The organism is Hydrogenophaga soli (assembly GCF_054777695.1).
The window spans coordinates 268,883-287,600 of the sequence record NZ_BAAHAK010000006.1 but is presented as its reverse complement, the minus strand read 5'-3'; the positions used below and the strand labels follow the sequence as shown (position 1 = coordinate 287,600).

The 18,718-nt window shown below is 64.3% G+C and carries 15 protein-coding genes; 7 read left to right on the top strand and 8 right to left on the bottom strand.

Annotation, left to right across the window (positions count from 1 at the left end; translation table 11 throughout):
• The 7 genes from ACYVB7_RS13150 to ACYVB7_RS13120 all read right to left on the bottom strand — a co-directional run.
• The coding region (locus ACYVB7_RS13150) for an MCP four helix bundle domain-containing protein (protein ID WP_460508341.1) at positions 1-757 on the bottom strand (757 nt) is incomplete at its 3' end.
• A 45-nt stretch (positions 758-802) separates the two neighbouring features.
• Positions 803-3,109 (bottom strand): chemotaxis protein CheA, encoded by a 2,307-nt coding sequence (locus tag ACYVB7_RS13145; RefSeq protein ID WP_460508339.1) that lies wholly within the window; start codon positions 3,107-3,109, stop codon positions 803-805.
• Positions 3,106-3,423, bottom strand: coding sequence for an STAS domain-containing protein (locus tag ACYVB7_RS13140; protein WP_460508337.1), 318 nt, complete (start codon positions 3,421-3,423; stop codon positions 3,106-3,108). The genes ACYVB7_RS13145 and ACYVB7_RS13140 overlap by 4 nt, the downstream gene beginning before the upstream one ends.
• 11 nt (positions 3,424-3,434) lie before the next feature.
• Positions 3,435-3,806 carry a response regulator gene (locus ACYVB7_RS13135; RefSeq protein WP_460508335.1) on the bottom strand — a complete coding sequence of 124 codons (372 nt, stop codon included), beginning with the start codon at positions 3,804-3,806 and terminating at the stop codon, positions 3,435-3,437.
• A gap of 18 nt (positions 3,807-3,824) precedes the next feature.
• Positions 3,825-5,057 (bottom strand): methyl-accepting chemotaxis protein, encoded by a 1,233-nt coding sequence (locus ACYVB7_RS13130; RefSeq protein WP_460508333.1) that lies wholly within the window; start codon positions 5,055-5,057, stop codon positions 3,825-3,827.
• Between the two features lie 129 nt (positions 5,058-5,186).
• Entirely contained in the window at positions 5,187-5,819 is a 633-nt protein-coding gene (locus tag ACYVB7_RS13125; protein WP_460508331.1) for a response regulator, read from the bottom strand.
• Positions 5,816-9,445, bottom strand: coding sequence for a PAS domain-containing protein (locus tag ACYVB7_RS13120; RefSeq protein WP_460508328.1), 3,630 nt, complete (start codon positions 9,443-9,445; stop codon positions 5,816-5,818). Before ACYVB7_RS13120 ends, ACYVB7_RS13125 begins: the two co-directional genes overlap by 4 nt.
• Positions 9,446-9,697: 252 nt before the next feature.
• Between ACYVB7_RS13120 and tadA the strand changes: the two genes are divergently transcribed.
• The 7 genes from tadA (at position 9,698) to ACYVB7_RS13085 (ending at position 17,950) form a co-directional block, all read left to right on the top strand.
• Positions 9,698-10,801, top strand: a complete 1,104-nt coding sequence (gene tadA / locus ACYVB7_RS13115) for a tRNA-specific adenosine deaminase (RefSeq protein WP_460508326.1) — start codon at positions 9,698-9,700, stop codon at positions 10,799-10,801.
• Between the two features lie 63 nt (positions 10,802-10,864).
• Complete coding sequence (locus ACYVB7_RS13110; protein WP_460508324.1) at positions 10,865-11,839, top strand: LD-carboxypeptidase; 975 nt, start codon at positions 10,865-10,867, stop codon at positions 11,837-11,839.
• A 21-nt stretch (positions 11,840-11,860) separates the two neighbouring features.
• Complete coding sequence (locus ACYVB7_RS13105) at positions 11,861-14,533, top strand: penicillin acylase family protein (protein WP_460508322.1); 2,673 nt, start codon at positions 11,861-11,863, stop codon at positions 14,531-14,533.
• A 281-nt stretch (positions 14,534-14,814) separates the two neighbouring features.
• Complete coding sequence (locus tag ACYVB7_RS13100; RefSeq protein WP_460508320.1) at positions 14,815-15,963, top strand: RtcB family protein; 1,149 nt, start codon at positions 14,815-14,817, stop codon at positions 15,961-15,963.
• On the top strand, positions 15,960-16,610 hold the full coding sequence (gene prfH / locus ACYVB7_RS13095; protein ID WP_460508318.1) for a peptide chain release factor H: 651 nt from the start codon (positions 15,960-15,962) through the stop codon (positions 16,608-16,610). The genes ACYVB7_RS13100 and prfH overlap by 4 nt, the downstream gene beginning before the upstream one ends.
• Before the next feature lie 153 nt (positions 16,611-16,763).
• Positions 16,764-17,357: a chromate transporter gene (locus ACYVB7_RS13090; RefSeq protein ID WP_460508315.1), complete on the top strand. Its 594-nt coding sequence runs from the start codon at positions 16,764-16,766 to the stop codon at positions 17,355-17,357.
• Positions 17,354-17,950: a chromate transporter gene (locus ACYVB7_RS13085; RefSeq protein ID WP_460508313.1), complete on the top strand. Its 597-nt coding sequence runs from the start codon at positions 17,354-17,356 to the stop codon at positions 17,948-17,950. The genes ACYVB7_RS13090 and ACYVB7_RS13085 overlap by 4 nt, the downstream gene beginning before the upstream one ends.
• A 21-nt stretch (positions 17,951-17,971) precedes the next feature.
• On the opposite strand, the gene rlmB is transcribed toward ACYVB7_RS13085, so the two are convergent.
• Positions 17,972-18,715, bottom strand: a complete 744-nt coding sequence (gene rlmB, locus ACYVB7_RS13080) for a 23S rRNA (guanosine(2251)-2'-O)-methyltransferase RlmB (RefSeq protein WP_460508310.1) — start codon at positions 18,713-18,715, stop codon at positions 17,972-17,974.
• Positions 18,716-18,718: the final 3 nt, after the last annotated feature.

Genomic DNA, 18,718 nt, shown 5'->3' with positions numbered 1-18,718 from the left:
GTTGCATGGCGGCCAGCAGCTGGCCGGTTTCGTCGCTGGAGGTGACGTCGATGCGGGTGCTCAGGTCCCCGGCGGCAATGGCGTTGGCGGCGGCCACCGACTGGGCCAGGGGGCGGGTGATGGCGCGCACCAGCACAAACACGATGGCGGCGCTGCCCACCATCAGCAGGGCCAACATGCCCATGGCCATGGATTTGGAGCGCTCGTAAAAGGCATCGGCCTGCTTGGAACTGTCGGTGAAGCCTTGTTCCTGGAACTTCACCATGGCATCCAGAGCATCGCTGTACTTTTTGATGATGGGCGCCGCGCGGCCAAACATCAGTGCGGTGGCTTCATCGTTTTTGTTGCTACTGGCCAATGCACGGATTTCCTTGGCCACCGGCAGGTAAACAGACCAGCCTTCCACGATGTCTTTGTAAATGACCTCTTCCGCCCGCTCGTTCAGCAGGGGTTTGAGCTTTTTGATGTTCTCTTCAGTGTCCTTGATGATCTGGTCTTGCTTGCTTTCCAGCTCGGCAATGTCTTTGGGGTCGGTCTTCAAAATGAGTTCGCGGCTGGTGATCCGCATGTCGTCCAGTCCATTGGCCAGATCGCTGGCAACTTGAACCTTGGGATACGCGTTTTCTGTGATGTCGTCGGCAATCTCGAACAACGACGATGTGGCGTTGAACGACACCAACTGGGCCACGATGGCCAACACAATGACCAGGCCAAAACCCAGACCCAGCTTGAGTGCAATGCGCAGATTCTTGAACATGGAGGTCTCTCAGGTGATTTGTTGAAAATGGGTGTGCGTCAGAACTCAGGCTGTGACCGAGGACAGAAGCGATGACTTGGGTGTCCCGCGGTGACCATGCAACCGCGCCGCCTCCTGGCCTGACACCCGCCGCACCAGGCCCGGTACGTCCAGGATCAGCGCCACCAGGCCACTGCCCAGGATGGTGAAGCCGCTCACGCCCTGCATGCCGGCAAACACCTGCCCCAGCGGGCGGATGACGGTTTGGTATTCACCCTGCAAGGTGTCCACCACCAGCCCGGCACGTTGGCCGGCGTACTGCACCACCACCACGTTTTCGCGGGCAGGACGGCGGGCGTAGCTGCCCTGGCTGGCGGTTTCCAGCGCTTGGGCGGTGGCGTCTGCGGCGGCAGCAGAGCCACCCACCCCAAACAGGTCTTTGAGGCGGATGAAGGGCAGCACCTCGCCGCGCAGGTTGATTTGCTGGCGGCCATGGGCGGCGCGCACCTCATCGGCAGACAACTCCACACACTCCACCACCAACTCCAGCGGGATGACGAAGGACGAGTCGCCCACCGCCACCAGGAAGCCGTCGATGATGGCCAGCGTCAGCGGCAGGCGGATGCGCATGGTGCTGCCCTCGCCCTCGGTGCTGAGGATTTCGATGGTGCCGCGCAGGTCGGTGATGTTGCGCCGCACCACGTCCATGCCCACGCCGCGACCCGACAGGTTGTTGATCTGGTCGGCGGTGGAAAAGCCTGCTTCAAAAATAAGAGCATGAATCTCTTGTTCTGAAAGCACCTGATCGGGTTTGACGATGCCCCGGTCAATGGCCTTGGCCAGGATCTTCTGCTTGTTGAGGCCGCCGCCGTCGTCCGACACCTCGATGACGATGCTGCCCGAGTCGTGGTAAGCGTTCAGGCGCAAGGTGCCATGGGCGGGTTTGCCCCGGGCCAGGCGAACCTCGGCGGACTCGATGCCGTGGTCCATGGAGTTGCGCACCAGGTGGGTGAGGGGGTCGCCAATCTTCTCGACCACCGTTTTGTCCAGCTCGGTCTCGGCGCCACTGATTTCCAGGCGAATGTCCTTGCCCAGTTCCTTGGACACGTCGCGCACCACGCGCTGGAACTTGTTGAACGTGGCCCCGATTTGCACCATGCGCAGTTGCAAGGCCGAATCGCGCACGTTTTCCACCAGGCGGTTCATGAGCGAGGCCGCTTCCAGCAGCTCGGGCACACCGCTTTTGAGGGCCGACAGGTTGATGCCCGCTGCGGCGATGATGAGTTCGCCAATCAGGTTGATGTGCTCGTCCAGCTTGTCGGCGTTGACGCGGATCAGCCCGGCTTCACCGCCCCGGTTCTGCTTGACCTGCTGCTGCTTTTGCAGTGCCGCTTCCACCACCGCAGGCTGCACCACATGCTGGGCCACCAGCATTTCGCCAATGGTGGGGGGCAGGGGGTCCCCGGGGTGCTGGCTCATTTTGGCGGTGGTCTGGGCGTCCAATGCCGCGTCCAGCTCCGCGCGGGTGAGGGTGCCGCAGCGCACCAGGATTTCGCCCAGCCGCATGTCTTCTTCGGGCAGGCCGCGGATCAGCCGCAGGTAGTCGTGGGCCTTGCTGCGGGGCGGGAGGATGCGCACCTGGGCATCGTCGCGCACAAACTCGAAGGCGTCTTCGATGGTGGCTTTTTCGGCGCTGGAGCGGTAGCTGAGTTCAAAACCCAGGTAGCAGGACTCGGGGTCCATGTCGGCGGCCGGGGGCAGCTGCTCGGTCAGGGTGACGATGGACTGCACCTCCCCCAGGGTGTTGAGGTAGCGGATGAACGACACCGGGTCCATGCCGTTGCGCAGCACGTCGGGGCCAAAGCGCAAGGAGATGTGCCAGTTGTCGGTTTCGGCCACGTCCCACGGGAACTCACCAGCGTCAGCCAGCTCAAGCTGGGTGAATGTGGGCTGTTCAGCCGCTGAACCCGGTGCTGCGTGGCTCGCTGCGGCAAAGGCTTGCAGTTCGGCCACCAGCTGTGCGTTGCGGTGATCGGTGGCAGCGTCGGCGGTTTCGCCGGCGTCCACCAGGTCGATGAGGGCATTGAGCTGGTCGCACACCTTCAGCAGCAATGCAGCCAAGTCGTCGGTGATGCGCAGTTCCCCCGCACGGACCATGTCCAGCACGTTCTCGGCGTGATGGGTGAAGGCCACCAGGTGGTCCAGGCCAAACAGGCCTGCCGAGCCTTTGATGGTGTGGGCGGCGCGGAAGATGGCATTGACCAGATCGGCGTCGTCCGGGGTCACTTCGACTTGGAGCAGCGCGTCCTCCATGGACTGGAGCAACTCGCGGCTTTCGATGACAAAGGTTTTGAGGGCGTCGTCGAGGTTCATGAGGCAATACCCAGGTAATCCGCCATGTCGCACAGGGCCACGAGGTCTGCGACGGCTTCACTGCATGCCACGAAATGCAGGCGTTTGCCTTGACGCACGGCCTCGCGGCGGGCCATGACCATGAGTTGCAGACCGGCGGAGTCGATGTCGGTCACCTGCGAGAGGTCAATGCCGATCTCGGTGTCCGGGTCGTAGGGGGTTGCAGCAATGGCGTCCAACAACCGCGCCTTGGTGTCCATGGCGGTGAAGATGTTGAATTCACCGGCAATGGACAATGCCGTTGCGGCTTGGGGGGGGCATGCGCTCAAGGTCATGGGGCCTCGGCTCAAGGCAGGATGAGCTTGGACACCGCGGCCAGCATTTGCGCCGGCTGGAAGGGTTTGACCACCCAGGCTTTGGCGCCGGCGGCCTGACCGGCGGCCTTCTTGTCGGCCCCGGCTTCGGTGGTGAGCATGATGACCGGCGTGAACTTGTAGGCGGGCAACTGTTTGGCCGCTTTCACGAATGAAATGCCGTCCATGTTGGGCATGTTCACGTCGCTGATGATGAGGTGCACCTTCTGGCCGGTGAGCTTGCGCAGGGCATCCTGTCCGTCACAGGCTTCAATGACGTCGTACCCAGCGCCCTTGAGGGCAATGCCCACCACTTGGCGCAGCGAGGCAGAGTCATCCACGATGAGGATGGTTTTGTTGGACATGCAAACTTCCTTTCCAGATCAGAAAAACGTGATGTCATCAGACGCCGCGGGGGCGGCAGACGACGGCTGGCCCGTGTGCAGCGCGTGCTGCTCGGGCATGGTGTAGGTTTGGGCCAGGGCGCTCAGCCACGCATCCACGTCGATGGGCGTGGGGGCCAGGCCTTGTTGCAGCTGCTGCGCATGTGTATCGACATGCTGTTTGAGTTTGGACAAGTCCTGGTTCACCAGGTTGAGCAGCTGACTCACCCGGTCTTGGAACTGCAAGGCCACCAGCACGTCGTCCACCTCGGTACCGATGGCGCGGCTTTCGTTGCGAAGCGCCTCGTTGGCCTGGGCCATGTCATCTGCGGTCTGCCGCAAGCGCTGCACGATGCCGCCGATGCGGGTCTCGGCGTCTTTCAGCAGGGCCTCGTCCTCCACCACGTACTGCTGTGAGGTTTCCAGTGTGGCCGCAATGGCCTGGTTGACGGCGTCGATGGTCTCGGTGATCTTGCGTCCCGTGGCTCCTGAGTTGGCCGACAGCTTTCGCACTTCGCCTGCCACCACCGCAAAGCCCCGGCCCGCTTCGCCCGCGTGGGCGGCTTCAATGGCCGCGTTGATGGCCACCAGGTTGGTGTGGCGGGCAATGTCGGCCACCTCTTTGGCCATGCGCTTGAGGTCGCCCGTGTGGTGGGACATCTGGATCACGCGGTCCAGCAGGGAGTTGCGGTGTGCCAGCGCTTCCCGGAGAGAAGCCAGGATGTCATGCAGCTCTTGCTGGCTGGCACTCAGCATGTCTGGCAGCCCCTGGGTCCCGGCGCGCCCCTGGGACACCGACACCGTGGTGTCGATGCGCTGGGAAATGGCGGCAAAACGACCGACCAGCGCGTTGACCGACGACTCGGTGTGTGCTCGGGCCAGTTCAATTTGACCTGCCCACAGGGGCAGAACACCTGCACACAGGCGGTTCAGACCGGAGGACTCCGTGTCGTCATCAGCTTCGTCGGACGGGGTGACTGTCGACGCATGGTGGCTGAGCTTTCGGCGCAACAGGCGTTTGCCCCGCCCCCCCCACCAGTTGCCCACCAGCAGGCAAGCCAGCGCTTCGCCAAAGAGGAGCCACCAACCTCCACCGCCGGGCTGAACCCAGCCGTGAAACAGCCCCACCAGCGACGCCAGTCCCACCATCCCCAGCGAACCCACGGTCCAGCCGAAGAAGGAAGATCCCGTAGCGCGACCTGCCGTGGACGACGCCACACCAGCTTCCGACATCAGAAATGACTCCAAAAAATACCTTTGCAGGCCTGGAGTCAGGATCTCAAGTAAAGACCCTTTGGTAAATCAGTCAAGACTGATTTATCGATCGGAAAGGACTGAGGGCTGTCAGTCAATCCCTACAAGTCAGGCAACCAAATTCTTGTCCATGGCGTAACGGACAATTTCGGCGTTGTTGGTGAAGTTCATTTTTTCCATCAACCGTGCCTTGTGGGTGGATACGGTTTTATTGCTGATGGAGAGTTCCTGGGCAATTTCATTGACGCTTTTACCCCGTGCCAACAGACACAGCACCTGGAACTCACGGTCTGACAGGTGGTGGTGGCCTTCCGTGGCCTGTTTGCCCTGCAGCTCAAAGGCCATGAACTCGGCCATGACCGGGTCGATGAAGCGTCCGCCATTGGCGACCCGGCGCACCGCCGCCAGCAGCACCGAGGGGTCGCAGTCCTTGGTGAGGTAGCCCACCGCGCCGGCGGCCAGGGCGCGTCGGGCAATTTGGGGTTCGTTGTGCATGGACAGCACCAGCACGGGTGGGTGCGGCTCCTGAGCCACCACCCGCGTGATGAGGTCGGTGCCCGAGATGCCGGGCATGGTCATGTCCAGCAGCAGGACGTCGAACGCCTCCGAGCGCAACGCGTCCAGCACCAGTGCCCCATTGGTGGCCTCGGCCGCGATCACGATGTCTGCGGTGAGACCGAAGAGCTGCTTGAGCCCTTCTCGGACCAGCGCGTGGTCGTCTGCCAACAGGATTCGGATCATGAGAATTGTCTTTCGTTCAAGTGACGCGGAATGCTGACTTCCACCGAAGTCCCGGTCCCAGGTCTGCTGCTGATTTTCGCAGAGCCGCCCAGGATCAAAGCCCTTTCGTGGATGCCCACGAGGCCAAAAGAGTGTGTTTTTCGACCATCGGGATCGAAGCCGACACCGTCATCGGTCACGCGCAACAGCAAATGATCTTCGTCACTGTCCAAAACGATGTCCACGCGGTGGGCTTGGGCGTGGCGGGTGACGTTGGTGAGGGCTTCCTGCAGCATGCGGAACAAGGCGGTGGACTGCTCATCTTCCAGTGGCGTTGCCATGTTCTGAATGTGCAGCACGCACTCGACATCGGACCGCTTGCGAAATTCTGCCACCAGCCATTCCACAGCAGGGACCAAACCCATGTCCAAGGACGAGGGCCGCAATGCCGTGGCGATGGAGCGCACCACCTGAATGGTGTCCTCCACCACCGTCACCAGGCGTTGGCTGCGTTGATCCAGCACGGGGTTGATGGCCCCAAACTGCAAACGCAAGGTGCCCAGGTCCAGCTTCAATGCGGTCAGCATCTGCCCCAGTTCGTCGTGGATTTCCCGGGCGATGCGCTTTCGTTCCTCCTCTCGCACGTGGTTCAAGTGAGCGGAAAGGCGGCGCAACTCGTCGCGAGATTGCTTGAGTTCTTGCTCGGCCTGTTTTTGCCGCGTGATGTTGCGCCCCACACTCATGACCGATACCAGTTGCCCTGCACTGTCTTTTTCGGGAATGTGGCGAATTTCAAAAATGCGCAAGCCAAAGGGCGTGAGCCATTGCGCCAGGTGTTCCACCGGCTCACCGGACTCGATGACCTTGCGGGCATTGGCCTCCACCAAGGACGTGGGGGCCGCGTCACACAGCATGGCCAACTCGGAGGGGCGCTTGAGCCGCACTTCCACCCCGGATTGCGCCATCAGCTTCAGGATCTTGGGGTTGGTGTAGATCAGGCGTCCGTGCAGATCAACGCGGGCAATCGGGTCGGGGAAGTTCTCGGCCAGCGTGCGGAAGGCTTGCTCGCTGGCATGCAGGCGGCTTTCCACCAGCTTGCGGGCGGTGATGTCCATCACGTGTCCATGCCAAAGGACCACTCCCGCATCGCTGGTTTCGGGGGTGGCCCGCAGCTCCAGCCAACGCTCTCCCTGGGTGGGGTGTTGGATTTGGTATTCGATGTGGCAGGTTTCCCGCGCCTGAGCGGCTTGGAAGAAGGAGTTCCAAAGGCTGTCAAGGACCTCCGGGGCAATGTGCTTCAGGAACGCATGGGGGTCTGCCAGGAGCTGCGCGGATGTGACGCCGCACACGTCTTCCATGCCTTGGCTGGCGTAATGGAAGAAGCCTTGGGCCTGTTCGCTGCTTTGCTGATAAGAGAACATGGCACCGGGAGCCAGTTCAGCAAAATGTGCCAGTCGCCGGTCCAGTTCCAACTGGCTCAGCATCAGCTGCTTGGCGCGTTCCTGGTCGGTGATGTCGCGTCCGATGCCCACCACCCGGTGGATGCGGCCCGTGGCGTCTCGCACGGGAATGACGGTGGCGTGCAGGTGCCGCGTCACTCCCGCCAATTCCAGTGTGATGTTTTCGTCGTGGCGTTGCCCCGTTTCCAGGCAGCGCCGGATCTTGGCTTCGGTGACACGGGCACCTTCGGGAGAGAAGGTGTCTTTCATGCTGCGCCCAACCATGTCATGCCTTGATTTGCCCGTGAGGGCTTCGAAGGCCGGGTTGAACTCCAGGTTCTTGATGTCCCCGTCAGGGGTGATTTCCATCAGGTACAGCGTGTCAGAGACCGACTCAAACACCTGTCGGTAGCGGTGTTCGCTCTCTTTCAGGTCGATTTCTGCCTGTTTGCCCACGGAGATGTCGCGCACCATGACCATGAAACGTTCTTCGTCAGAGCCCTCCAGCGGGTCCATCTTGGCAATGAACAAATCGAACCAGCACAGGCCTTTGGGCAGGTGCAACGGGTACTGCCAGCCGGACGAGGTGCCTTCTTTCTGCGCCTGATGGAGCGCTTTCATCACCACCTCGCACACGTGGGGTGGAAGTATTTCAACCACGGTTCGCCCCAGCAGTTCCGCCGCAGGGGTGATCAGCAGCGCATGTTCGCGGGTGTGACAACTGAGGTAGCGTCCCTCCATGTTCACTTCAAACACGAGGTCGGGCAGGGCATCCAGCATGGCCTGCATGCGGTTGCGGGACTGCTGAAGCTCGTGGTTCAAGGTCTTGGTCTGCCGGTTGATGCGCTGCACCTTGATCAGGTGATACCCCGTGAGTGCCAGCAGCAGGGTGGCCGCTCCCAGCAACGTCACCAACCATCGGTGTCCGATGGATTGAACCTCGGATTCTTGGGCGAGACGCTCGATTTCGCGTTGCCTGCTGTCTTGTTGGAACCGTTTGGACAGCTCGCCCAGGCGGTTGCTGATGCGTTCTTTTTCAAGGTGCTGTGCATGGCTTTGGGCCTGAACCATCAGGTCGTATGCCGCCTGATGGTGCCCCAACGCCGCTTCCACCTCGGACAAGCGTCGAGCACTTTGGGTGAAGTACAGCGGCAGGCTCAGTTCATCTGCAATGGCCATGGCATGTTGGGCATTGGCCTGAGCCTGGGCCAATTGGCCCAGCGCCTGGTGATCCTGGCTGAACGCCAGCAGCAGCCGCCACTGGCCCAGCCGGTTGGGGTGGCGCTGGTAAATGGCGGCGACCTCGTTCAGGGTTTCCAACGAACGAGCATGCTCCTTTTGCGCCCGAAGGATGTCTGCCAAACCGTACAGGCTGTGGGCGAGGTAGAGCGGCATGCCGATGGTGCGAAACCGGGCCACGGCGGCCCGGGTCAATTGCTCGGCAGTGGCCATGTCGCGATGCTTGAGCAAGCTGGCCTGTGCCGACATGCCATGGGCTTCCAGCATGCCGGAGCCGGCCAGCTTGGCCAGCTCGGTCATGCGGGCATAGTGTTCGATGGCCTCGGCTTCCCGATTGCTCTGGCTGTACACGGCAGCCACTGCTTGGTAGGCGTGGGTCAGGGCCAGCGGTTGCTGGTTGTGCTGCGCCAGCTCCAGCAGTTGCAGGGACAGGGCAATGGCCTCATCCATCTGCTCCTTGCGCAAGGACGAGGCGACCGCTCGCAGCATGGCTTCGCTGAGCAAACCCACATTGTTGGAGCCTTGCAGCAAGGCCAGGGCCTTTTCGGTGGCTTCGACCGAACGGGACATCTCGGCCGTGTTGATGAAGTTCAGGACGTTGGTCAACCACGCTTCTGCCTCGGCTTCCTTCAGCGCGTGGGAGCGGGCCAGGGCAATGGCCTGGTCCGCATGCCGAATGGAGGATGCGGTGTCCCCCATGTAGCTTTCCACCCGGGCCTGGAGGTTGAGGTTTCGCGCTCGGTCCTCCGGGGTGGCCGTGGTGGGCAGGCGCTTGTGCAAGCGTTGTGCCTCGGCCAACGCCTCGGGTGCATTGTTGTCGGCCAGTCTGCGCACCACGGCAGCATCTGACCGCCAGCGGATCAAGGCGTCGTCGGCGTGCGCGAGGGGCCACAGCCCGATGGCCAGCACCGAGCCGATCCCCCAGCAGACCACCAGCCGGAACAGTCGAAGCACATCACCAGGCAGCATCGATCAGAGGCCGGACAGGCGGCAGGTTGACCTTGGGTGGGCGCGACATGGCATCAGCCACACTGGGGAAGCACAGTCTCCGAAACTCGGCTGAGGTCACGAGACTGAGGGTGAGGGCGCCGTCGGGCAAAAACGGCACATCACTGGCCGCATGAGAAAGTCCAGCGGCCAGCACACCCGCACAACCCAAGCAGCTAAGTGGTTTTGTCATGGTTGGCCCCACGCAAGGCCCTGTTCCAGGATGAAAGAAAGATGACCGGATTATCAGCCCAGGGGTACATTGCCGACATGAATCTGTGCAACTCTACGCCCATGGACGAACATTGGATGTCCCTGGCTTTGGCTCAGGCGCAAAAAGCGGCCCAAAAAGGCGAAGTGCCGGTGGGGGCGGTGGTGGTGAAAGACGGGGTTTTGCTGGCCACGGGCCACAACCAGCCGGTGGGCAGCCACGACCCCACCGCCCATGCCGAAATGGTGGCCCTGCGTGCCGCGGCGCAGGCGCTGGGCAACTACCGGTTGGAGGGCTGCACGCTGTACGTGACGCTGGAGCCTTGTGTGATGTGCAGCGGCGCCTTGCTGCATGCCCGCTTGTCCCGCGTGGTGTATGGGGCCCGCGAGCCCAAGACCGGTGGTGCTGGCTCGGTGCTGGACGTGTTTGCCCAGCCCCAGCTCAACCACCACACGCAGGTGCAGGGCGGTGTGCTGGCCCCAGCGTGCGCGGCTGAACTGCAAGCCTTCTTCAAGCCCCGGCGCATCAACCCCGAGCCCTTGCGCGACGATGCCTTGCGCACCCCGCTGTCCCGGCTGGCGGGGGGGGCCGAACTGCCGTGCGCCTCACACCACGTCAGCGACCTGCCCAGCCTGCAAGGGCTGCGCCTGCATTACCTGGACGAACGGCCTGTGGTCCCGGCGGCCACCCCTTCTGCCCCCCCTTCGGACACCCCCGCCGTCACTTGGCTGGCCTTGCACCCCCCCCAGGACTGGTGCCACCGTTTCGCCCCCTTGATCGCGCCGCTGGTGGCCCAGGGCCACAGGGTGCTGGCCCCGGACCTGATCGGCTTTGGCCTGAGCGACAAACCCAAGAAAAGCCACATCCACCAACGCGATTGGCACCTGCAGGTGCTGACGGAATGGTTGGAGCGGGTGGAGGCCCACCACCTGGCCCTGCTGCTGGACGACGACGGCCACGGCCTGGGGGCGGCGCTGCACAGGCTGGTACCCGAGCGCTTTGCCCCGGCCCACCAAGTGCCCGAACGCCCCCTCGTGCCGCCCGACACCCCAACCGCCCAAGCCGCCCCGTACCCCGACAACGGCCACCGCGTTGGCCCGCTGGCACTGCTTCGTTGGCCGCGGTGAGTCCCTCGGGGCGGGACATTGCGCCAGACGGTCCCACCCGCGGGTGAATGGGATACTTGCGCCGTGAGCAAACACATCTACATCTATTCCCCGGCCTCCGCCGTGCGCGATCGGGCCGCGTTTCGCCGAGGCCTTCGCCGCCTCAAAGCCCTGGGCCACCAGGTGGAGCTGGACTCCGGCGCCCTCAACCACCACATGCGGTTTGCCGGAACCGACGAGGATCGACTGGCCGCCATTGAACGTGCTGCAGCCAGTGGTGCCGACGTGGCCATGATCACCCGTGGGGGTTATGGCCTGACCCGCATCCTGCCCCGCCTGCCCTACGACGCCATTGCGCAATCGGTCGAGCGCGGCATGCACTGGGTGGGCCTGAGCGACTTCACCGCGCTGCAGTTGGCGGTGATGGCGCAGCGCCCCGGCACCCACACCTGGGCAGGTCCTGCCTTGGGGGAAGACTTTGGTGCCGACCCTGCCCAGTCCACCGACGAGCAGCCGCTGCCCGACGACATCATGGAAGCCTGTTTCGACGACCTGCTGTCGGGTGTGGGCGAGGGCGCAGGCTGGCGGCTTGCTGCAGAAAGCATAGCTGCTTGCGCTTTATATGAAAGCGCCAGAGGCATTTTTGATATAGAAAATGCCATGCTGTGGGGGGGCAACCTCACGGTGTTGACCTCGTTGCTGGGCACGCCCTACCTGCCCGCGGTGGACGGGGGGGTGTTGTTCCTGGAGGACGTGGGGGAACATCCCTACCGCATCGAACGCATGCTGACCCAGCTGCTGCACGCCGGTGTGCTGGGCCGCCAGAAGGCCGTGCTGCTGGGCCAGTTCAGCCACTACAAGCTGGTGCCGGGCTACGACCGGGGTTTCGGCATCCCCGCCGTGGTGCGGTGGCTGCGGGAGCAGTTGCCCCAGGTGCCGGTGCTGACCGGGCTGCCGTTTGGCCACGTGCCCACCAAGGTGCTGTTGCCCGTGGGCCTGCCAGTGGACTTCGCCGTGGAGGGGCGCGACGCGCTCATCCGCTGGGACCACCACGACTGATTGCTGACCTTTTCTCGCGCCATGACGCACTCCGCTTCCCCCTTGCCCCCTCGTCGCGCCTCGCGCCTGAAACGCACGGCCCTGGCCGTGTTGGCGGCCCTGACCACTGCCACCTTCACGGGCGGGGGCGTGCTGTCGGTGTATGCCCTTCGCAGCCTGCCGCAGCTCGACGGCCAACAGGTGTTGCCCGGATTGCAGGGCACCGTCACCGTGCAGCGCGACGCCGCCGACGTCACCCACATTCGCGCCCAGACCCGCCTGGATGCCTACCGTGCGCTGGGCATGGTGCATGCCCAGGAACGCGCCTGGCAGCTGGAGCTGAACCGCCGCGTCATGCACGGGCGCTTGTCCGAGGTGTTCGGCCCCGCCGCCTTGGCCACCGACCGGTTGTTGCTGACGCTGGGCATCCGCCAAGCCGCGAAGGCGCAGTTCGACGCCTTGCCGTCCGACGCCAAGCAGGCTTTGCAAACCTACGCCGAAGGCATCAACAGCTTCCTGGCCCACACAGCGCAACCGGCGGCACCGGAGTTCAAGCTGCTGGGCATTGACCCCAAGGCCACCGCCCAGCAAGGCCAGTTCTGGACCGCTGAAGACTGCGTGGGCTGGGCCTTGATGATGGCCCTGGACCTGGGCGGCAACTGGGGCAACGAATGGGCCCGCCTGTCAGCCTTGCAAGTGCTGGACACACCGCAGCTGTGGGCGTTGATGCCTGCCTACCCCGGCGAGGCCCCGGCCACCGCCATCGACCTGGCCGCGCTGTACCGGTCTTTGGGCGTGTTCGCGCCCCCCGGCGAGGCGGATGCCCCGGCCAAGGTGGCCACGGCGTCCGCGCCATCGGCCACGACCGGATTGGCCGCTGACCTGGTGGCCTGGACCGACCGGCTGGGCAACGTGGAAGGCAAGGGCTCCAACAACTGGGTGGTGTCCGGGCGGCGCACCGAATCGGGCTTGCCCTTGCTGGCCAACGACCCGCACCTGGGCCTGAGCGCACCCGCCATCTGGTACTTTGCGCGTTTGCAGGCCCCGGGCCGCAGCGACAGCGAGGCGTCCGAACACGAACGCCGTCCCCTCGATGTGATGGGCGCCACCTTGCCCGGCCTGCCCATGGTGATCCTGGGGCGCACCCGCCAGGTGGCCTGGGGGTTCACCAACACCGGTCCCGACGTTCAGGACCTGTACCTGGAACAGATCAACCCCGACAACCCCCACCAATACCGTGTGCCCGGCACCACCGATCAACCCGTGTGGGCCGACTTCGAGGTGCGCGAGGAGCGCATTCCCGTCAAAGGGCAGGGCGAGGTCATTCAACGCGTGCGCAGCACCCGCCACGGTCCGGTGCTGACCGACGCCCAGGCGTCCCACGCCAAGGTGATCGACACCCGCCGTTACGTGCTGTCCCTGCGCTGGAGTGCGTTGGACGCCGACAACCACACCGTGCTCGCCGGCCTGGAAGGGGCCACGGCCCAGTCGGTGGACGAGCTGTTGCACGCCTATCGGCATTACCACTCTCCCATGCAGAACGTGGTGGTGGCCGACGTGCAAGGCCGGGTGGCCTACAAGGCCGCAGGCAAAGTGCCCGTCCGCGCCCCGAACAACGACCTGAAAGGCATGGCCCCGGCACCCGGTTGGGAACCTCGCTACGACTGGGCGGGTTGGCTGCCCTATGCGCAAACCCCTGAGGCTCACCTGGCACCTCCCTCGGCCCCATCCCATGACGCCGCCCACAGCGCGCCCAACGAGGCCCCAGCCGCCGTGGTGTCGGGGCAACCCGGCACCGGTCAGGCCCTGGGCGCTGACCAAGGCTGGCTGGCCACCGCCAACCAGCGCATCCACGGAGCGGATTTCCCGGCCTTCCTCACGCAGGACTGGGCCTCACCCGACCGGGAAGACCGCATCCAGCAGCTGCTGCGCAGCCGCGAACGCCACAACCTGGACAGCCTGGGCCGCATCCAGGGGGATGTGAAGTCTCTGGCCACCGTGCGCCTGTTGCCCGCCTTGCGTTCGGCCCAACCGCAACACCCCTTGGGTGCACGGGCCCTGGCGCTGCTGAAGGACTTTGACGGCACCATGGCCGCCAACCAGGCGGCCCCGCTGATATTTGCCGCCTGGGTGGACGCGCTCACCCGCCTGACCATCGGGCAAAAGCTGGGCGAGGCCAAGTTCAACAGCCTGTACGGCAAGCGGCAGTTCCGCGACGCGGTGGAAGGCCTTCTGGCCCGAAACGACCGCTTCTGGTGTGGAGAAGCCGGTTGCCCGGCCCAGGTGAGCCGTGCGCTGGACCAGGCATTGGCCGATTTGCAAACCCGCTACGGTGCCAACCTGGAACGTTGGCAATGGGGCAGGGCGCATCCCGCCGTGTCCAAACACCAACCCTTCAGCAACGTGGCCCCCTTGGCGTCGCTGTTTGAGGTGCGGGTGCCCACGGGGGGTGACACGTTCACCGTGAACGTGGGGCGCTACAACCTGGATCAGCCGTCCCTGCCGTTCGCCAATCGGCATGCGGCGTCATTGCGGGCCCTGTACGACCTGTCCAACCTGGACAACAGCCGCTTCATCTACCAAACCGGGCAGTCGGGCAACCCCTTCGATCCACGCTACCGCGACATGGCCGCCACGTGGGCTCAGGGGGGTTACCGGCCGTTGAAGATGGATGGGCAGACCTTCGTTCACACCATGACGTTGTCCGCCCACTGAGCGCCGCCCGCAGGCCGCTGTTGCGCCCATGCGTCACGCGGTGCCGACGGCGTTGCCTTGTGTGGGGCCTGCGGCTAGAGTCGCGGCCTGCGTTTTTTGCGCACCCCACCGATTCACCCACCAGGAGAACAACATGCAAAAGAACACGACCTCCCTGTGGGCTGGGTCAGCCGTGGTGGGGGCTTGCGCCATGACGCGTTAAGCCCTTCCCCTGTTTTGGCGCGCCAGTGGCGCGCATCTGTCCCAGTCCGGTTTCAAACATTTTTGAATCTGGATTTTTCATGGGCAATTTTGTCAAGAACGTGTCGGATCGCGCCTGTGTGGTCGCCTCCGACAACACGTGGATGGAAGACGCTGCCATTGCGCAGCTCATCGCCACCTCTCAACTGCCGGGCATGCAACGTGTGGCGGGCATGCCGGATTTGCACCCCGGGCGCGGCTTCCCTGTGGGCGCGGCTTTCTTCTCCACCCACACCCTTCACCCCACCTTGGTGGGTAATGACATTGGGTGTGGCATGGCGCTGTGGCAGACCGACTTGCGGGCCAGTGCCATCAAACTGGACAAGCTGGAAAAGCGCGTGGGCAACATCGACAGTCCGATGGACGACACCGCGGCGTTGGCGCAAGCCATGGCGCAGTGTGGCGTACCGCAAAGCGACCATGCCCTGGCGCTGGGCACCGTGGGTGGCGGCAACCACTTTGCCGAATTCCAGCAGGTGGACACGGTCCATGTGCCGGGTGCACTGGAAGCCCTGGGCATCGACCCGCAGCGCCTGCTGCTGTTGGTGCACAGCGGCTCGCGGGGCCTGGGGGAGCGGGTGTTGCGCCAACACGTGGACACCTTCGGTCACCATGGTTTGCCTGCGGACAGTGCGGATGCAGCGGCGTACATGGACCAACACGACGCGGCCTTGCGCTTTGCGCGTTGCAACCGCCTGTGCGTGGCGCAACGCCTGCTGGCCAACGTGCGCACGGAAGGGCAATGCTTGCTGGACGTGAACCACAACTTTGTCGTTCCGGCCACGCTGGGTGGTCAGGCGGGGTGGCTGCACCGCAAAGGAGCCACACCGTCCGACCAGGGTGTGGTGCTGATCCCTGGATCGCGTGGGGACCACAGCCATCTGGTTCGGCCCACCCGCCTGTGCGACGACACCTTGTGGTCCTTGGCGCATGGGGCAGGGCGCAAATGGGGGCGGTCGGCATGCAAAGAGCGTCTGTTCAAGCTGCTGACGCCCACCCAACTCGGTCGAACGGCCCTGGGCAGCCGGGTCATTTGCAACGACAAGCAACTCATTTACGAAGAGGCACCGCAAGCCTACAAACCCATCGACAGCGTGGTCCAAGCCCTGGTGGGGGCCGGACTCGTGGAGGTGCTGGCCCGAACCAGCCCGGTGTTGACCTACAAAACCCGTGGGGAGTGCTGCGCATGATCTTGCTGCAACTGTCCGCGAACACCGGCCCCGAAGAATGCTGCCTGGCCGTGCGTTTGGCCCTGCGTGTGGTGCTGAGTGAGTGTGCAGAGGCCGGTGTGACGGTGGAGCTGCTGGAAGACGTGCCTGCCCAGGTGGCGGGCAACCTGCGCTCCGTCCTGTTGGCGCTGGAAGGGCCCGCAGCCCAAACCGTGGCACAACGCTGGGAAGGCAGCATGTTGTGGACGTGCCCCAGTCCATACCGTCCGGGCCACGCCCGAAAGAACTGGTTCATCGGTGGTGCGGTGTTTGAACCCGGTGCCCAAGAAGACCCCGTTCAGGACAAAGACCTCCGGTTTGAAACCTTGCGCGCCAGCGGTCCAGGGGGGCAACACGTCAACAAGACCGATTCGGCCGTGCGCCTCACACACCTGCCCACAGGGGTGAGTGTGAAAGTGCAAACCGAGCGCAGCCAGCACGCCAACAAGCGCCTGGCCCGGGCGCTGCTCGTGCACAAGCTGTCGCAGAACGCGGACCAGCACGCTCAGGTGGCGCGGGCCGCCCGGCGGGTGGCCCACCGTGAAGTGGAACGTGGCAACCCCGTGCGTGTGTTCAAAGGGGTTTTGTTTGAGGAGCTTGGCCCGCAGGCGGTGATGGCCGGAGGGTGAGCCCGAGTGGGCTGCGGTCTGGAAACCTTGTGTGTTTCAACCGCAGCCTTTTTTCTTGTTCAGCTTCTTTGTATGAAACTTAACATAATATACATCGTGGAATATTTTAAGCCACAGGGTTTTGCCGCTCAAGAGACAATCCACGCCATGCACATGGATGAACCTGTTTCCACCCACCGCCCGCGGTCGCGCAGCGACTTGTTCTGGTCGTTCACCTGGCTGGCCTTGCAGGGCTTTGGCGGCGTGTTGGCCGTGGTCCAGCGCGAGTTGGTAGAACGCAAGCGATGGTTGACGCGTGAGCAGTTTGTGGAAGATTGGGCCGTGGCCCAAATCATGCCCGGGCCCAACGTGGTCAACCTCTCGTTGATGATCGGTGGACGTTACTTTGGCTGGAGCGGCGCACTGGCGGCCTTGGGGGGCATGTTGCTGTTTCCCCTGGTTGTGGTGCTGTTGCTGGCGGTGGCCTTTGGCGGCGTGGCCGATACCCCGGTGGCTCAGGGGGCGTTGCGGGGCATGGGTGCCGTGGCCGCGGGTTTGATCGTGGCCACCGGCATCAAATTGATGTCGGCGCTCAGGACCAACCCCATGGGCATGGGGGCGTGTGTCGGCTTGGCGGGCATCACGTTTGTGGCGGTGGCCGTTTTGCACTGGCCCCTGGCGTGGGTGCTGCTGGGCTTGGGCAGCGCGGCCTGCGTGTGGGCGTGGGTGTGTCTGGGCCGGTTGGAACGGATGGGGGAACGCCCATGAGCCTGTCCTTCACGCTGGCCGACTGGTGGGCCTTGTTTGTGCACTTTGGCATGTTGTCGCTGCTGGCCGTGGGCGGCGCCATCACCACCGCGCCCGACATGCACCGCTACTTGGTGAACGAGCACCAGTGGCTGACCGACGCACAGTTCACCTCCAGCATTGCCCTGGCCCAGGCCGCGCCCGGGCCCAACGTGCTGTTTGTGGCGCTGATGGGCTGGAACGTGGGGTTGAACGCAGGCGGCGGCCTGCAAGTCGGCGGGTGGGCCGCACTTTCGGGCTTGGCGGGTGTGTCGGTGGCCATGATGGGCATCATGCTGCCGTCCTCGGTGCTGACCTACACCGCCACGCGTTGGGCCCACCGCAACCGGGAGCTGCGGGCGGTGCGGGCATTCAAGGCCGGCATGGCCCCCATCGTCATCGCGCTGCTGATCGCCACCGGTTGGCTGTTGGCGGCCGCCCACCCTCAGCCGGGTCGGGACTGGCCCTTGTGGCTGCTGACCGCGGTGACGGCGTTGGTGGTCTGGCGCACCAAGGTCCACATGCTGTGGCTGATTGGTGCCGGGGCTGTGCTGGGGGCGGCGGGCTGGGTTTGAGCCGCGGGCGGTGAGTCGCTCTCAGCCCCGCTGGCGCAGTGCCTCGTACAGGCACACGCCACTGGCCACCGACACGTTCAGGCTTTCCACCGCGCCCTTCATGGGGATGCTGACCAGTTCGTCGCAGGTCTTGCGGGTCAGCTGCCGCATGCCCGCCCCTTCAGCCCCCAACACCAGGGCCACGGGCGCTTTCAGGTCCACCTGGTACAGGGTCTTGGGCGCGTCGTCGCTGGTGCCAATGATCCAGATGTTGCGCTCTTTCAGCTCACCCAGCGTGCGGGCCAGGTTGGTCACCATGAAGTAGGGCATGGTTTCGGCCGCGCCACTGGCCACCTTGGCCACCGTGGCGTTGATGCCCGCCGCATGGTCCTTGGGCGCGATGACGGCGTGGGCCCCTGCCCCATCGGCCACCCGCAGGCAGGCCCCCAGGTTGTGGGGATCGGTGATGCCGTCCAGCACCAGCAGCAACGGGGGCTGACCGGCGGCTTCCAGGCCTTCCAGCACCTCGTCCAGCGAATGGGCCTGGGCCACCGGCTCCACCCTTGCGGCCACGCCCTGGTGGCCATGGCTGCCCGCCAGCTTGGCCAGGCGCAGGCCGTCGGCCTCGATCAGGCGCACCCCGGCTTCGCGGGCACGGTCCAGGAACTGGCGCATGCGGGCGTCGCGCCGCGTGGGTTCGAAGTAAACCTCGATGATGGATTGCGGCGCGGTTTTCAGGCGCACGCCCACGGCGTGAAAGCCGAACAGAACTTTGGGTGAAGACATGGG

Coding starts and splice junctions, on each gene's coding strand:
- ACYVB7_RS13145 (WP_460508339.1), bottom strand. CDS start 3,109: ATGAACCTCGACGACGCCCTCAAAACCTTTGTCATCGAAAGCCGCGAG.
- ACYVB7_RS13140 (WP_460508337.1), bottom strand. CDS start 3,423: ATGACCTTGAGCGCATGCCCCCCCCAAGCCGCAACGGCATTGTCCATT.
- ACYVB7_RS13135 (WP_460508335.1), bottom strand. CDS start 3,806: ATGTCCAACAAAACCATCCTCATCGTGGATGACTCTGCCTCGCTGCGC.
- ACYVB7_RS13130 (WP_460508333.1), bottom strand. CDS start 5,057: ATGTCGGAAGCTGGTGTGGCGTCGTCCACGGCAGGTCGCGCTACGGGA.
- ACYVB7_RS13125 (WP_460508331.1), bottom strand. CDS start 5,819: ATGATCCGAATCCTGTTGGCAGACGACCACGCGCTGGTCCGAGAAGGG.
- ACYVB7_RS13120 (WP_460508328.1), bottom strand. CDS start 9,445: ATGCTGCCTGGTGATGTGCTTCGACTGTTCCGGCTGGTGGTCTGCTGG.
- tadA (WP_460508326.1), top strand. CDS start 9,698: ATGACCGGATTATCAGCCCAGGGGTACATTGCCGACATGAATCTGTGC.
- ACYVB7_RS13105 (WP_460508322.1), top strand. CDS start 11,861: ATGACGCACTCCGCTTCCCCCTTGCCCCCTCGTCGCGCCTCGCGCCTG.
- ACYVB7_RS13100 (WP_460508320.1), top strand. CDS start 14,815: ATGGGCAATTTTGTCAAGAACGTGTCGGATCGCGCCTGTGTGGTCGCC.
- prfH (WP_460508318.1), top strand. CDS start 15,960: ATGATCTTGCTGCAACTGTCCGCGAACACCGGCCCCGAAGAATGCTGC.
- ACYVB7_RS13090 (WP_460508315.1), top strand. CDS start 16,764: ATGGATGAACCTGTTTCCACCCACCGCCCGCGGTCGCGCAGCGACTTG.
- ACYVB7_RS13085 (WP_460508313.1), top strand. CDS start 17,354: ATGAGCCTGTCCTTCACGCTGGCCGACTGGTGGGCCTTGTTTGTGCAC.
- rlmB (WP_460508310.1), bottom strand. CDS start 18,715: ATGTCTTCACCCAAAGTTCTGTTCGGCTTTCACGCCGTGGGCGTGCGC.